Annotated in this window: 9 protein-coding genes, 1 tRNA gene and 2 rRNA genes (1 of these 12 running past the window's edge); 1 reads left to right on the top strand and 11 read right to left on the bottom strand. The window is 57.1% G+C overall.

The window, feature by feature from the left end; all coding sequences use genetic code 11:
* Positions 1-2 precede the first annotated feature (2 nt).
* The 5 genes from fkpB to murJ form a co-directional block, all read right to left on the bottom strand.
* Positions 3-440: an FKBP-type peptidyl-prolyl cis-trans isomerase gene (gene fkpB, locus ACP6KB_RS04275; protein ID WP_442112195.1), complete on the bottom strand. Its 438-nt coding sequence runs from the start codon at positions 438-440 to the stop codon at positions 3-5.
* Complete coding sequence (lspA, locus tag ACP6KB_RS04270; RefSeq protein WP_442112194.1) at positions 433-948, bottom strand: signal peptidase II; 516 nt, start codon at positions 946-948, stop codon at positions 433-435. The genes fkpB and lspA overlap by 8 nt, the downstream gene beginning before the upstream one ends.
* On the bottom strand, positions 941-3,772 hold the full coding sequence (gene ileS, locus ACP6KB_RS04265; protein WP_442112193.1) for an isoleucine--tRNA ligase: 2,832 nt from the start codon (positions 3,770-3,772) through the stop codon (positions 941-943). Before ileS ends, lspA begins: the two co-directional genes overlap by 8 nt.
* A complete protein-coding gene (gene ribF / locus ACP6KB_RS04260; RefSeq protein WP_442112192.1) occupies positions 3,769-4,719 on the bottom strand; it encodes a bifunctional riboflavin kinase/FAD synthetase in 951 nt (316 codons plus the stop codon). Before ribF ends, ileS begins: the two co-directional genes overlap by 4 nt.
* Positions 4,720-4,837: 118 nt before the next feature.
* Complete coding sequence (gene murJ, locus ACP6KB_RS04255) at positions 4,838-6,376, bottom strand: murein biosynthesis integral membrane protein MurJ (RefSeq protein ID WP_442112191.1); 1,539 nt, start codon at positions 6,374-6,376, stop codon at positions 4,838-4,840.
* Between the two features lie 251 nt (positions 6,377-6,627).
* On the opposite strand from murJ, the gene rpsT reads away from it, so the two are divergent.
* Positions 6,628-6,906: a 30S ribosomal protein S20 gene (gene rpsT, locus ACP6KB_RS04250; RefSeq protein ID WP_133216804.1), complete on the top strand. Its 279-nt coding sequence runs from the start codon at positions 6,628-6,630 to the stop codon at positions 6,904-6,906.
* Between the two features lie 123 nt (positions 6,907-7,029).
* On the opposite strand, the gene ACP6KB_RS04245 is transcribed toward rpsT, so the two are convergent.
* The 6 genes from ACP6KB_RS04245 to ACP6KB_RS04220 form a co-directional block, all read right to left on the bottom strand.
* The gene (locus ACP6KB_RS04245; protein ID WP_442112190.1) at positions 7,030-9,330 is read right to left on the bottom strand and encodes an MlaD family protein; all 2,301 of its coding nucleotides are present in this window, start codon (positions 9,328-9,330) and stop codon (positions 7,030-7,032) included.
* Positions 9,323-9,946 carry a paraquat-inducible protein A gene (locus ACP6KB_RS04240; protein ID WP_442112189.1) on the bottom strand — a complete coding sequence of 208 codons (624 nt, stop codon included), beginning with the start codon at positions 9,944-9,946 and terminating at the stop codon, positions 9,323-9,325. The genes ACP6KB_RS04245 and ACP6KB_RS04240 overlap by 8 nt, the downstream gene beginning before the upstream one ends.
* A complete protein-coding gene (locus ACP6KB_RS04235; RefSeq protein ID WP_442112188.1) occupies positions 9,933-10,592 on the bottom strand; it encodes a paraquat-inducible protein A in 660 nt (219 codons plus the stop codon). Before ACP6KB_RS04235 ends, ACP6KB_RS04240 begins: the two co-directional genes overlap by 14 nt.
* A 147-nt stretch (positions 10,593-10,739) precedes the next feature.
* Positions 10,740-10,855 (bottom strand): 5S ribosomal RNA (gene rrf / locus ACP6KB_RS04230).
* 129 nt (positions 10,856-10,984) lie between these two features.
* Positions 10,985-13,875, bottom strand: a 23S ribosomal RNA gene (locus ACP6KB_RS04225).
* Positions 13,876-14,128: 253 nt separating this feature from the next.
* Positions 14,129-14,173: transfer RNA gene (locus ACP6KB_RS04220), tRNA-Ala, on the bottom strand (it continues 31 nt past the right edge of the window).

The following is a 14,173-nucleotide window of genomic DNA, read 5'->3' as shown; positions in this document are numbered from 1 at the left end:
GCTCAAAGCGCCGTGACTTCGAGGATTTGTACCTCGAAGCTCAGGGTCTTGCCGGCCAGTGGATGATTGAAATCGATGGTCACCTGGGCATCGTCAAAGGCCTTGACCACACCGGGCAGCTCGGCATTGGCAGCGTCGTTGAAGATCACCAGCAGACCTTCGGAAAGCTCCATGTCGTTGAACTGCGAGCGTGGCATAACCTGCACGTTTTGCGGATTGGGCTGACCGAAGGCGTTTTCCGGTGCGACGGTGACGGTGCGCTTGTCGCCGGCCTTGAAGCCGAAGATCGCCGCTTCAAAACCAGGCAGCAGGTTACCGTCGCCCACTTTGAACACCGCTGGCGCCTTGTCGAAGGTGCTATCGACGGTATCGCCGTTTTCCAGATGCAGCGCGAAGTGCAATTTGACTTCGGTGTTCTGGCCGATTCGGGTCTCAGTCATGGACGGGTTCTCCGGACTTCTTACTCTTGAACATATCCAGCGCCAGCATCACCGCACCGACGGTAATGGCACTGTCGGCGACGTTGAAGGCCGGGAAATACCAGCGGTTCTGCCAATGGACGAGGATAAAGTCGACCACATGGCCAAGCACAATGCGGTCATACAGGTTACCCAGCGCACCGCCCAGCACCAATGCCAGCGCCACCGCCAGCCAGGTCTCGTTGCGCCCCAGGCGCTTGAGCCAGACCACCAGTACAGCGCTGACCACCAGGGCGATCAGGGCAAACAACCAGCGCTGCCAACCGGAACTGTCGGCCAGGAAGCTGAAGGCTGCACCGGTGTTATAGGCCAGGGTCCAGCTGAAATAGTCAGGAATGACCACGATCTGCTGGTACAGGCTCAGTGTGCTCTCGAAGTAGAACTTGCTGGCCTGGTCAAGGACCAGGACCAGCAGGCTCAGCCAGAGCCAGCCAAGGCGCCCGAAGCGCCCTGCGGCAGGGTTAGGCATAGTGGCGCACCTCGCCTTTACCGCTGATGTTGTCAGCGCAACGGGCGCAGATTTCCGGATGCTCTGGGTTAGCCCCGACGTCAGCCCGGAAGTGCCAGCAACGGCCGCACTTGGCATGACCGGACTTGACCACTTTGAGCTTCAAGCCCGGGACTTCGGTTTCAACGGTATCGGCCGGTGCTTGAACAAACGGCGCAACGCTTGCCGCCGAGGTGATCAGCACGAAGCGCAGCTCATCGCCAAGCTTGGCCAGATCGGCGCTCAGGCCTTCGTCGGCAAACAGCGTGACTTCGGCTTGCAGGTTGCCACCGATGGCCTTGGCCGAACGCTGGTTCTCCAGTTCTTTGTTGACTGCGGTTTTCGCAGCCATGACGCGGTCCCAGTAGGCGCGACCCAGTTCGAAGCCTTCCGGCAGCTCGGTCAGACCCTGGTACCAGGTGTTGAGCATGACCGACTCGTTGCGCTCGCCCGGCAGGTACTGCCACAGCTCGTCAGCGGTGAACGCCAGGATCGGCGCGATCCAGCGCACCAGCGCTTCGCTGATGTGGTACAGCGCGGTCTGGCAGGAACGGCGGGCAACACTGTTGGCACCAGTGGTGTACTGACGGTCCTTGATGATGTCCAGATAGAAGCCACCCAGCTCCTGCACGCAGAAGTTGTGGATCTTCGAGTAGACGTTCCAGAAGCGGTATTCGCCGTAGTGCTCTTCCAGCTCACGCTGCAGCAGCAGGGTACGGTCGACGGCCCAACGGTCCAGCGCCAGCATGTCTTCGGCCGGCAGCAGATCGCGCGCCGGGTCGAAGCCGGACAGGTTGGAGAGCAGGAAGCGCGCAGTGTTGCGGATACGCCGGTAGGCGTCGGCGCTGCGCTGCAAGATCTGCTCGGAAACCGCCATTTCACCGGAGTAGTCGGTGGCCGAAACCCACAGGCGCAGAATGTCGGCGCCGAGGGTGTCGTTGACCTTCTGCGGCTCGATGGTGTTACCCAGCGACTTGGACATTTTGCGGCCGTTTTCGTCAACGGTGAAACCGTGCGTCAGCAGTTCGCGGTACGGCGCATGGTTGTCGATGGCGCAGCCGGTCAGCAGCGAGGAATGGAACCAGCCGCGGTGCTGGTCGGAACCTTCCAGGTACAGGTCGGCACGCGGGCCGGTTTCGTGGCCGATGCTGTGCGAGCCACGCAGTACGTGCCAGTGCGTAGTACCGGAGTCGAACCAGACGTCGAGGGTGTCGGCGATCTTGTCGTACTGAGCGGCTTCTTCACCGATCAGTTCGGCGGCGTCGAGCTTGAACCAGGCTTCGATACCTTCTTTCTCGACGCGCTTGGCCACTTCTTCCATCAGCTCGACGGTGCGCGGGTGCAGCTCGCCGGTTTGCTTGTTGAGGAAGAACGGAATCGGCACACCCCAGTTACGCTGACGCGAGATGCACCAGTCTGGGCGGTTGGCGATCATCGAATGCAGGCGCGCCTGGCCCCAGGCCGGCACGAACTTGGTTTCTTCGATGGCTTTGACCGCACGCTTGCGCAGGGTGTCGCCGTTGTCTGGCTGCTTGTCCATACCGACAAACCACTGCGCGGTAGCGCGGTAGATCAACGGGGTTTTGTGACGCCAGCAGTGCATGTAGCTGTGGCTGATGGTTTCGGTGTGCATCAGCGCACCGACTTCCGAGAGCTTGTCGACGATCGCCGGGTTGGCTTTCCAGATGAACTGGCCGCCAAAGAATTCCAGCGACGGAACGTAGACGCCGTTGCTTTGTACCGGGGTCAGGATCTCGTCATTGACCATGCCATAGCGCTTGCAGGTGACGAAGTCGTCTTCACCGTACGCCGGGGCGGAGTGAACCACACCGGTACCGGCACCCAGCTCTACGTAGTCAGCCAGGTACACCGGCGACAGGCGATCGTAGAACGGATGACGGAAGTTGATCAGCTCCAGGGCCGAACCCGCAGCGGTAGCAACGACCGAACCTTCCAGCGCGTAACGCTTGAGGCAAGACTCGACCAGCTCTTCAGCCAGCACCAGCAGTTTGTCGCCAACATCGACCAGCGCGTATTTGAACTCTGGATGAACGTTCAACGCCTGGTTAGCCGGGATGGTCCACGGGGTGGTGGTCCAGATCACGATCGCCGCCGGCTTGGCCAGCTCAGCCAGGCCGAAGGCGTTGGCCAGTTTGTCCTGGTCGACAACCGGGAAGGCGACGTCGATGGTCTGCGATTTCTTGTCGGCGTATTCAACCTCGGCTTCAGCCAGGGCCGAACCGCAATCGAAACACCAGTTGACCGGCTTGAGGCCCTTGAACACGAATCCGTGCTTGACCATCTCGGCCAGGGCGCGGATTTCGCCGGCCTCGTTGGCAAAGTTCATGGTCTTGTATGGGTTGTCCCAATCACCCAGTACACCCAGGCGGATGAACTCGGTTTTCTGGCCTTCGATCTGCTCGGCGGCGTAGGCGCGGCACAGCTCGCGGGTCTGGTCGGCAGTCAGGTGCTTGCCGTGGGTGACTTCCACCTTGTGCTCGATCGGCAGACCGTGGCAGTCCCAGCCCGGGACGTACGGGGCGTCGAAACCGGAGAGGGTCTTGGAACGGACAATCATGTCCTTGAGAATCTTGTTCAGCGCATGACCGATGTGAATCTTGCCGTTGGCATAAGGCGGGCCGTCGTGCAGCACGAACTTCGGACGATCCTTGCCAATTTCACGCAGCTTCTGGTACAGGCCAATGCTGTCCCAGCGCTGCAGAATCTGCGGTTCGCGCTGTGGCAGGCCGGCCTTCATTGGGAAGGCGGTGTCCGGAAGGTTTAGCGTGGCTTTATAGTCGGTCATTTCAGGCTCTTCGTTAGCGGTTGAGCGTGCCAATGGGCACGTGCGGCGGCGATATCCGCATCGATCGCCGACTTCAGCGCCTCCAGGGAGGCGAAACGCTGCTCGTCGCGCAGCTTGTGGTGGAACTCCACCGTCAGACGCCGGCCATAAAGATCGCCGGCAAAATCCAGGATATGCACTTCCAGGTGGGCACGGCCATCACCGGAAACGGTTGGCCGTACGCCGATGTTGGCGACGCCTGGCCAGGCTTTGCCATCAAGTTCGACGCTGACCAGATAGACGCCGGTCAGCGGCACACGATGGCGCTTGAGTTGTATGTTGGCTGTCGGCGTCCCGAGCTGGCGAGCCAGCTTCTGCCCATGCAGCACGCGGCCGCTGATCTGGTACGGGCGCCCGAGCAGGCGTTCAGCCAGCGCGAAATCAGCCTTGGCCAGGGCATTACGCACCTGTGTGCTGCTGATGCGCAGGCCTTCCTGCTCGACGGTTTGCGCGGCTTCTACGGTGAAGCCCTGGCTCAGCCCGGCTTGCTGGAGAAACTCGAAGTCACCGACCCGATCACAGCCAAAACGGAAATCATCACCGACTTCCAGGTGTTTGACACCCAGACCATCGACCAGAATGGTGTCGACGAACTCGGCGGCGCTGAGTTTGCTCAGGCGCTGATTGAACGCCAGACACAACACCCGGTCTACGCCTTCGGCGGCCAGCAGCGCGACTTTGTCACGCAGGCGGGCCAGGCGGGCCGGCGCGGTGTCCGGAGCAAAGTACTCGCGCGGTTGCGGCTCGAAAATCACCACGCAGCTGGGCACGCCCAGCGCTACCGCACGCTCACGCAGGCGCGCCAGGATTGCCTGGTGGCCACGGTGAACACCGTCGAAGTTGCCAATGGTGGCGACACAGCCCCGGTGCTGGGGGCGTAGGTTGTGAAGGCCTCGAACCAGCTGCATAACGCGCTTCTTGCTCATAAAGTGGTCGATTATAACCACACCCGGGCGCTGGCGACAGGCAGCAGCGTCACCCCGAGGTGTGGAATAGATAAAACCGACGTCTGGCCATGTTCGCGGCTCAATGCAATGCCTTGCGCGCGAAGTCGCGCGGGCGGAAACCGAACACAAACAGACTGCCGAAATAAGTCAGTACACCGGCCAGAATCAGCACGCCCAGGCGCAGGAAACGCTCAAGCATCTGCCCTTCTACCCAGGCCGGCATGTAATGCATCCCTACCAGCAATACCGCCGACATCAACACCACGGCCAGCACCAGCTTGCTCAGGAATTTGCCCCAGCCCGGTTGCGGCTGGAACAGTTGCTGCTGACGCAGCTTCCAGTACAACAGGCCGGCATTCAAGCAGGCGCCGAGGCTGATGGCCAGTGCCAAGCCCGCGTGTTGCAGGTGGGTAATGAACATCAGGTTGAACAGCTGGGTGCAGACCAGGGTAAAGATGGCGATTTTAACCGGAGTACGAATGTTCTGCTGCGCATAGAAGCCAGGTGCCAGCACCTTGACCAGAATGATTGCCAGCAGGCCGACCGAATAGGCGATCAACGCACGCTGGGTCATGGCGGCATCGAATGCCGAGAACTTGCCGTACTGAAACAGCGCCACGGTCAACGGTTCAGCCAGGATCGCCATCGCCAGAGTGCACGGTAGCACCAGCAGGAAACACAGGCGCAGGCCCCAGTCGAGAATCCGCGAGTACTCCTGACGGTCGCGGTTGGCGTAGGTCTTGGCCAGGGTCGGCAGCAAAATGGTGCCAAGGGCTACACCAAGCACCCCGGAAGGCAACTCCATCAGGCGGTCGGCGTAGTACATCCAGGACACCGAACCTGCGACCAGGAACGAGGCAAAGATAGTGTTGATGATCAACGAGATCTGGCTCACCGACACCCCGAGGATGGCCGGCAACATCTGCTTGAGCACCCGCCAGACGCCGGTATCGCGCAGATTCAGGCGCGGCAGTACCAGCATGCCGATTTTTTTCAGGTGCGGCAGTTGGTACAACAGCTGTGCCAGGCCACCTGCCAGCACACCCCAGGCCAACGCCATGATCGGCGGATCGAAGTACGGCGTGAGGAACAGGGTGAAGGCGATCATCGCCACGTTGAGCAAGGTCGGGACAAAGGCGGGTACCGAAAAGCGGTTCCAGGTATTGAGGATCGCCCCGGCCAGCGACGACAGCGAGATCAGCAATATATAAGGAAAGGTCACCCGCAGCAGGTCAGTGGTGAGCTGAAATTTTTCGCTGTTGTCGACAAAGCCCGGCGCCGTGACCCACACCACCCAGGGCGCCGCCAGTATGCCGAGCGCGGTGACCAGTGCCAGCACCAGGGTCAGCAGACCACTGACGTAGGCAACGAAGGTACGCGTCGCTTCCTCGCCCTGCTGAGTTTTGTACTCGGCCAGAATGGGTACGAAAGCCTGGGAAAACGCGCCTTCGGCGAATATCCGGCGCAGCAGGTTGGGCAGTTTGAAGGCAATGAAGAAGGCGTCGGTTGCCACACCGGCACCGAACACCCGCGCCAGGATAGTGTCGCGGACAAAGCCCAATACCCGGGAAATCATGGTGATGGAGCTGACGGCGGCCAGGGATTTCAGAAGATTCATTGAAAGATTTTTACGCCTTAAGATAAAGGGCTGTGCCGGAAAGCGCTCAGTTGTGCGATACTCCGCGCCGCAACGCAAGCAGAGCAAAAACTCCCGAGTTTACAGGTCGTACCGCAGAAGGGAATCACTCCCTTCTCAGGAACAACCACTCAGCGGATCCATGCAAGTGCCCTTGACAACCGATTAACTCATCGGCATGATTCGCGGCCTATTTTGTTTGCTATTTACCAAGTCTTTCGAGGAGCTCGACGGTGGCCAACTCACCTTCCGCCAAAAAACGTGCAAAACAGGCTGAGAAGCGTCGCAGCCACAACGCCAGCCTGCGTTCCATGGTTCGCACCTACATCAAGAATGTAGTTAAAGCCATCGACGCAAAAGACGCCGAAAAAGCGCAAGCTGCTTACATCCTGGCTGTGCCAGTTATCGACCGTATGGCCGATAAAGGCATCATCCACAAGAACAAGGCTGCTCGCCATAAAGGCCGTCTGAATGGCCACATCAAGGCGCTGAAAGAAGCTGCAGCTGCCTAAGCGACACGCTTGTTAAAAAACCGACCCTAGGGTCGGTTTTTTATTGCCTGCGATTTGTCTTCGCGGGGCAAGCCCGCTCCTACAGGAGGAAATCCTGTAGGAGCGGGCTTGCCCCGCGATAGATTACTTACCAATCTGAATCTTCGGCGCCCACTGCAGCCATTCATCTTCAGCCTTATCGAACAAGGCGAACGTCTGCTGCGGCCGAGCCGGATTGCCCATCTTCTCGCCATCTGGCGTCGCGAAGGCAATACCACCCTCGATCAGGGTTTCCAACGACTCGGTACGCACCGTAGCGCCCTTGAACAAGCCAAAGTCAAAGCCGAAGCCACTGCTGTTCCAGAAGCGGCTGCCACCACGCACCAGCGCGGCATAGCGCGGCTCGATCAGGATATGAATGAGCACCCGGTCTGCAGTCTGCCCCAACTCGAATCCAGTGACCTTGCCAACCGGAATCTCGCGATAGGTCACCGGCACACCTGGCTTGATCGACCCACGCCGCGGCGCACTTAGTACCAATGCCAACCCCGGCTCACGCGCCGAGAAGTCTGGCGCCTGCGCCAAGGCGGTGAACACCCGTTGAGGTCCCAGATTCTTCGCTGCAGGCTGTACTTCCAGATACTGCCCGGTCACCAAGGTTTCCAGGTTCGCGGTCTTAACGATACCCAAGGCCGGCTTGACCACCCAGAACTGCGTACCTTCGCGCGCAATACGCTCTGGCACTTCAGTAATACGCGCCTTGAGCACAACTGCCTGCAGGTCATCGGTCAGATCGACCTGCTCGACCTTGCCGACATCAAGGCCTTTGAAGCGCACCGGGGTGCCGACCTTGAGACCGTCCGCACGCTCCACTCGAATGGTTACCGTGGTGCCACTGCGGTTTGCCGACTCCTGGTTTTCATGCAAGCGGAAACTTGGAATACGGCGCTTGAGCGGTACATTCGGGGTTGGCGTATCAAACGCGATACCACCGGCCATCAGACTCTGCAGCGATTCGCTCTTGATCTGGATACCCGACAATCCACCGGTAAGGGTGATACCGCTGGCATTCCAGAAGCGCGTCGAACCGTTTACCAGGTTGGCATACTCCTTCTCGATGTGCACACCGATCAGCAGGCGCTTACTCTTTTTCGAGAACTGGTAGCTCTGCACGGTACCGACCTTGACCTGACGGTAGAGCACTGGACTACCCACCTCCAGCGAACCGAGGTTGTCACTGAACAGCACCAGGTGCAGCCCCGGCGCTTTCAGATCGAGCGGCGGAGCCTTCTCTCGCGCTTCGAACTCGCGCTGCGGAGTGGCACCCTTGTCACCCGGACGGATAGCAATGTAATTACCCTTTACCAAGGCTTCCAAGCCAGTGATCCCGGCCAGGGAGATCGACGGCTTAACCACCCAGAACTGAGTGCCATCCACCAGGTAATCTTCTGCCAGAGGGTCCAGCGTCAATTCAGCTACGGCGCTGGTCAGGTCAGCGTCGACTTTCAGGGTTTTCAGCGAGCCGACCTGGATGCCTTTGTACATCACCGGCGTACGTCCGGCCTGCAGGCCTTCAAAATCGCTCAGTTTGACCTTGACCTTAATACCCGCCTGCGCTGCATCGAAGTCCTCGAACAAGCGGAACGGCAGGCTAGGATCCGTCGGCGGGCTGTCCTTGCGGTGCTCTGGTGTGGCAAAGGCAATACCGCCGGCGACGATGCTGGCCAGCGACTCACTGCGCACTTTCACCCCGGACAGACCGGCGTCGATACTGATGCCGCTGGCGTTCCAGAAGCGCGTGTGTTTGCGCACCAGGTTGCTGTAGGCCGGTTCGATAAAGACTTTGATCTCTACCGTGCCCTGGTCTTCTGCAAGGCGATAGCTCTTCACCCGCCCTACCTGAATCTGTTTATAAAACACCGGACTGTCACGGTTGAGCGAACCTAACCGATCGGCTTTGAGGGTCAGGTGCAAACCAGGCTCGCTATCAGACAGCGGCGGCGCCTCATCCAACGCTTTGAAACGCTTGGTCGGCTCCCCCGTTCCAGGGCTCACGGCAATGTAGTTACCTGACACCAGCGTCTCCAGCCCGGTGATACCGGCCAGACTGACACTCGGTTTCACCAGCCAGAAGCGTGTGCCGGTATTGAGGTGAGGCTCTGCTTCCTTGTTCATCTCGATGGTCGCGATGACACCCGTCTTGCTGCCACTGGCATCAAGTATCAACTCCTTGACCTTACCCACCGACATGCCTTTGAAGACTACTTCGGTCTTGTTGGCAACGATGCCTTCACCGCTTTCAAAGCGAACCTGGATGTTCACGCCTGAGTCTCTGTAGGCCTGCCAGCCGAGCCAGCCCCCTATGACCAGGGCAATCAGGGGCAAAATCCATATAGCCGACCAGTTAGACGCTGGGCGGGTTCTAGCCGTAGGCAAATCACTCATGGTCGTCATCCGACTCCGTGTTATCCCAAATCAGTCGGGGATCGAAAGTTACTGCAGCGAGCATCGTCAAAATCACCACACTGGCGAAGGCGACGGCGCCCAGATTGGCTTCGACACTGGCGATCCTGCCGAAATTCACCACCGCCACCAGGATGGCGATCACGAAGATGTCCAGCATCGACCAGCGTCCGATGAATTCAATGAAGCGGTACATCAAAATCCGTTGCCGGGCAGACAACGGCTGGTGCCGTTGCACCGAGTAGAGCAGCAGCCCGATACCGACCAATTTGAAGGTAGGCACCAGAATACTGGCGATGAACACCACCGCCGCAATGGGCAACATGCCGTGCTTCATCAAGGTGATAACGCCAGACATGATGGTGTCTGGGCTGCCCTGCCCCAGCGCACTGACCGTCATGATCGGTAGCACGTTGGCGGGGATGTACAAAATGGCCGACGTGAGCAGCAGCGCCCAGGTCCGCGTCAGGCTGTTTGGCCGCCGCGCATGTACCTTTGCGCCACAACGGCTGCAGGTCTGCGAGTCAGTTTCTGGCTCCTGGCGATTCAGCTCATGACATTCGCCACAAATCAGAATCCCGGCATCAATCGCACGCATGCAGGTCTTCCCCCGATAAAGCACTCCAGATCTGGTGGGGCGACATCACCACCTCCAGCCATACCTGCACCAGTAACAGGCTGATAAAACAGACCAGACCCAGGCCGAGACTTAGCTCCGCCAGGTCAACCAGCTTGACCATGGCAACCAGCACGCCCATGAAATAAACCTCGAGCATGCCCCAATCACGCAAGTGGTGATAAATCCGATAAAGCAACAAACCGTAACTGCGCCCGATATTCAGGCGAATGCTCAGTAGTACCGCCAACTGACACAACAGCTTGAGCAGAGGAATGGCCATACTGCAGAGAAATACCACCACCGCCACTTCGGTCATACCGGTGTTGTACAAGCCAACCACGCCGGTCCATACAGTGTCGTCTGAACTTTGACCAAGCAGATGCAGTTGCATGATGGGAAGGAAGTTTGCCGGGACGTAGAGCAGCAAGGCGGCTATCACCAATGCCAGGCTGCGCTGGACGACGTTATGCCGATGGGCATAGAGCTCATAGCCGCAGCGTGGGCAGTGTGCTTTTTCATCCAGCTTGAGCACTGGCTTGCGCATCAGCAGGTCACATTCGTGACACCCCACCAGCTGATCCAGGGGTAAGTCGGCAAGCTGATGTGAATCGACAGGGTCGGACATAGCGAACTTCTGAGTTTACATAAGAGCGCTATTCTAACTGATTGATTATTTCTCTGTGTTTCATGACTGAAACATAGCAAGAGCGTTACTAGCGCGGGAAAGACAAAACCCCTACCTGCGTACGCAGATAGGGGTTTCGGAATTTAATCTTGACGATGACCTACTCTCACATGGGGAAACCCCACACTACCATCGGCGATGCATCGTTTCACTGCTGAGTTCGGGATGGGATCAGGTGGTTCCAATGCTCTATGGTCGTCAAGAAATTCTGTTGCCAGAAGGTCTTGTTAGACACTCCAGCGAATTGGGTATGTGACTTTGTGGTTTTGCAAACTTTCGGTGACTTTCGTCTTCACCACCACAATCTGCGTTGCAGATTGCTTGGGTGTTATATGGTCAAGCCTCACGGGCAATTAGTATTGGTTAGCTCAACGCCTCACAGCGCTTACACACCCAACCTATCAACGTCGTAGTCTTCGACGGCCCTTCAGGGAACTCAAGGTTCCAGTGAGATCTCATCTTGAGGCAAGTTTCCCGCTTAGATGCTTTCAGCGGTTATCTCTCCCGAACATAGCTACCCGGCAATGCCACTGGCGTGACAACCGGAACACCAGAGGTTCGTCCACTCCGGTCCTCTCGTACTAGGAGCAGCCCCTCTCAAATCTCAAACGTCCACGGCAGATAGGGACCGAACTGTCTCACGACGTTCTAAACCCAGCTCGCGTACCACTTTAAATGGCGAACAGCCATACCCTTGGGACCGGCTTCAGCCCCAGGATGTGATGAGCCGACATCGAGGTGCCAAACACCGCCGTCGATATGAACTCTTGGGCGGTATCAGCCTGTTATCCCCGGAGTACCTTTTATCCGTTGAGCGATGGCCCTTCCATACAGAACCACCGGATCACTAAGACCTACTTTCGTACCTGCTCGACGTGTCTGTCTCGCAGTCAAGCGCGCTTTTGCCTTTATACTCTACGACCGATTTCCGACCGGTCTGAGCGCACCTTCGTACTCCTCCGTTACTCTTTAGGAGGAGACCGCCCCAGTCAAACTACCCACCATACACTGTCCTCGATCCGGATAACGGACCTGAGTTAGAACCTCAAAGTTGCCAGGGTGGTATTTCAAGGATGGCTCCACGCGAACTGGCGTCCACGCTTCAAAGCCTCCCACCTATCCTACACAAGCAAATTCAAAGTCCAGTGCAAAGCTATAGTAAAGGTTCACGGGGTCTTTCCGTCTAGCCGCGGATACACTGCATCTTCACAGCGATTTCAATTTCACTGAGTCTCGGGTGGAGACAGCGCCGCCATCGTTACGCCATTCGTGCAGGTCGGAACTTACCCGACAAGGAATTTCGCTACCTTAGGACCGTTATAGTTACGGCCGCCGTTTACCGGGGCTTCGATCAAGAGCTTCGCGTTAGCTAACCCCATCAATTAACCTTCCGGCACCGGGCAGGCGTCACACCCTATACGTCCACTTTCGTGTTTGCAGAGTGCTGTGTTTTTAATAAACAGTCGCAGCGGCCTGGTATCTTCGACCGGCATGGGCTTACGGAGCAAGTCCTTCACCCTCACCGGCGCACCTTCTCCCGAAGTTACGGTGCCATTTTGCCTAGTTCCTTCACCCGAGTTCTCTCAAGCGCCTTGGTATTCTCTACCCAACCACCTGTGTCGGTTTGGGGTACGGTTCCTAGTTATCTGAAGCTTAGAAGCTTTTCTTGGAAGCATGGCATCAACCACTTCGTCGCCTAAAGGCAACTCGTCATCAGCTCTCGGCCTTAAGATCCCGGATTTACCTAAGATCTCAGCCTACCACCTTAAACTTGGACAACCAACGCCAAGCTGGCCTAGCCTTCTCCGTCCCTCCATCGCAATAACTAGAAGTACAGGAATATTAACCTGTTTTCCATCGACTACGCTTTTCAGCCTCGCCTTAGGGACCGACTAACCCTGCGTCGATTAACGTTGCGCAGGAAACCTTGGTCTTTCGGCGTGGGAGTTTTTCACTCCCATTGTCGTTACTCATGTCAGCATTCGCACTTCTGATACCTCCAGCAAGCTTCTCAACTCACCTTCACAGGCTTACAGAACGCTCCTCTACCGCGTCACCTAAGTGACACCCGTAGCTTCGGTGCATGGTTTGAGCCCCGTTACATCTTCCGCGCAGGCCGACTCGACTAGTGAGCTATTACGCTTTCTTTAAAGGGTGGCTGCTTCTAAGCCAACCTCCTAGCTGTCTAAGCCTTCCCACATCGTTTCCCACTTAACCATGACTTTGGGACCTTAGCTGACGGTCTGGGTTGTTTCCCTTTTCACGACGGACGTTAGCACCCGCCGTGTGTCTCCCATGCTCGGCACTTGTAGGTATTCGGAGTTTGCATCGGTTTGGTAAGTCGGGATGACCCCCTAGCCGAAACAGTGCTCTACCCCCTACAGTGATACATGAGGCGCTACCTAAATAGCTTTCGAGGAGAACCAGCTATCTCCGAGCTTGATTAGCCTTTCACTCCGATCCACAGGTCATCCGCTAACTTTTCAACGGTAGTCGGTTCGGTCCTCCAGTCAGTGTTACCTAACCTTCAACCTGCCCATGGATAGATCGCCCGGTTTCGGGTCTATACCCAGCGACTAAACGCCCTATTAAGACTCGCTTTCGCTACGCCTCCCCTATTCGGTTAAGCTCGCCACTGAATATAAGTCGCTGACCCATTATACAAAAGGTACGCAGTCACCTAACAAAGTAGGCTCCCACTGCTTGTACGCATACGGTTTCAGGTTCTATTTCACTCCCCTCTCCGGGGTTCTTTTCGCCTTTCCCTCACGGTACTGGTTCACTATCGGTCAGTCAGTAGTATTTAGCCTTGGAGGATGGTCCCCCCATATTCAGACAAAGTTTCTCGTGCTCCGTCCTACTCGATTTCATGACTAAGAGATTTTCGCGTACAGGGCTATCACCCACTATGGCCGCACTTTCCAGAGCGTTCCGCTAATCTCAAAGCCACTTAAGGGCTAGTCCCCGTTCGCTCGCCACTACTAAGGGAATCTCGGTTGATTTCTTTTCCTCAGGGTACTTAGATGTTTCAGTTCCCCTGGTTCGCCTCTTGCACCTATGTATTCAGTACAAGATACTCAGCTTATGCTGAGTGGGTTCCCCCATTCAGAGATCTCCGGATCAAAGTCTGTTTGCCGACTCCCCGAAGCTTATCGCAGGCTACCACGTCTTTCATCGCCTCTGACTGCCAAGGCATCCACCGTATGCGCTTCTTCACTTGACCATATAACCCCAAGCAATCTGGTTATACTGTGAAGACGACATTCGCCGAAAATTCGCAATACTCTTAAAGTCTTAAGAGAAACTCACAAATTTTACCTTAGCCTGAATAAACACCAGTGAAAGTGTCATTCAGTCTATTTCTATCACATACCCAAATTTTTAAAGAACGATTCTGAAAAAGTTCAGAAATCAATATTCGACGCGAATATTCATTTCTAAGCTTTGACACGGTAGCACTACCAAGCGGTAGGGGGTGGTGGAGCCAAGCGGGATCGAACCGCTGACCTCCTGCGTGCAAG

The sequence above is a fragment of the Pseudomonas sp. NUPR-001 genome (assembly GCF_052147955.1).
Taxonomy (GTDB): domain Bacteria; phylum Pseudomonadota; class Gammaproteobacteria; order Pseudomonadales; family Pseudomonadaceae; genus Aquipseudomonas.
The sequence above is the reverse complement of the archived record's forward strand: the minus strand, read 5'-3'. Positions and strand labels throughout refer to the sequence as shown.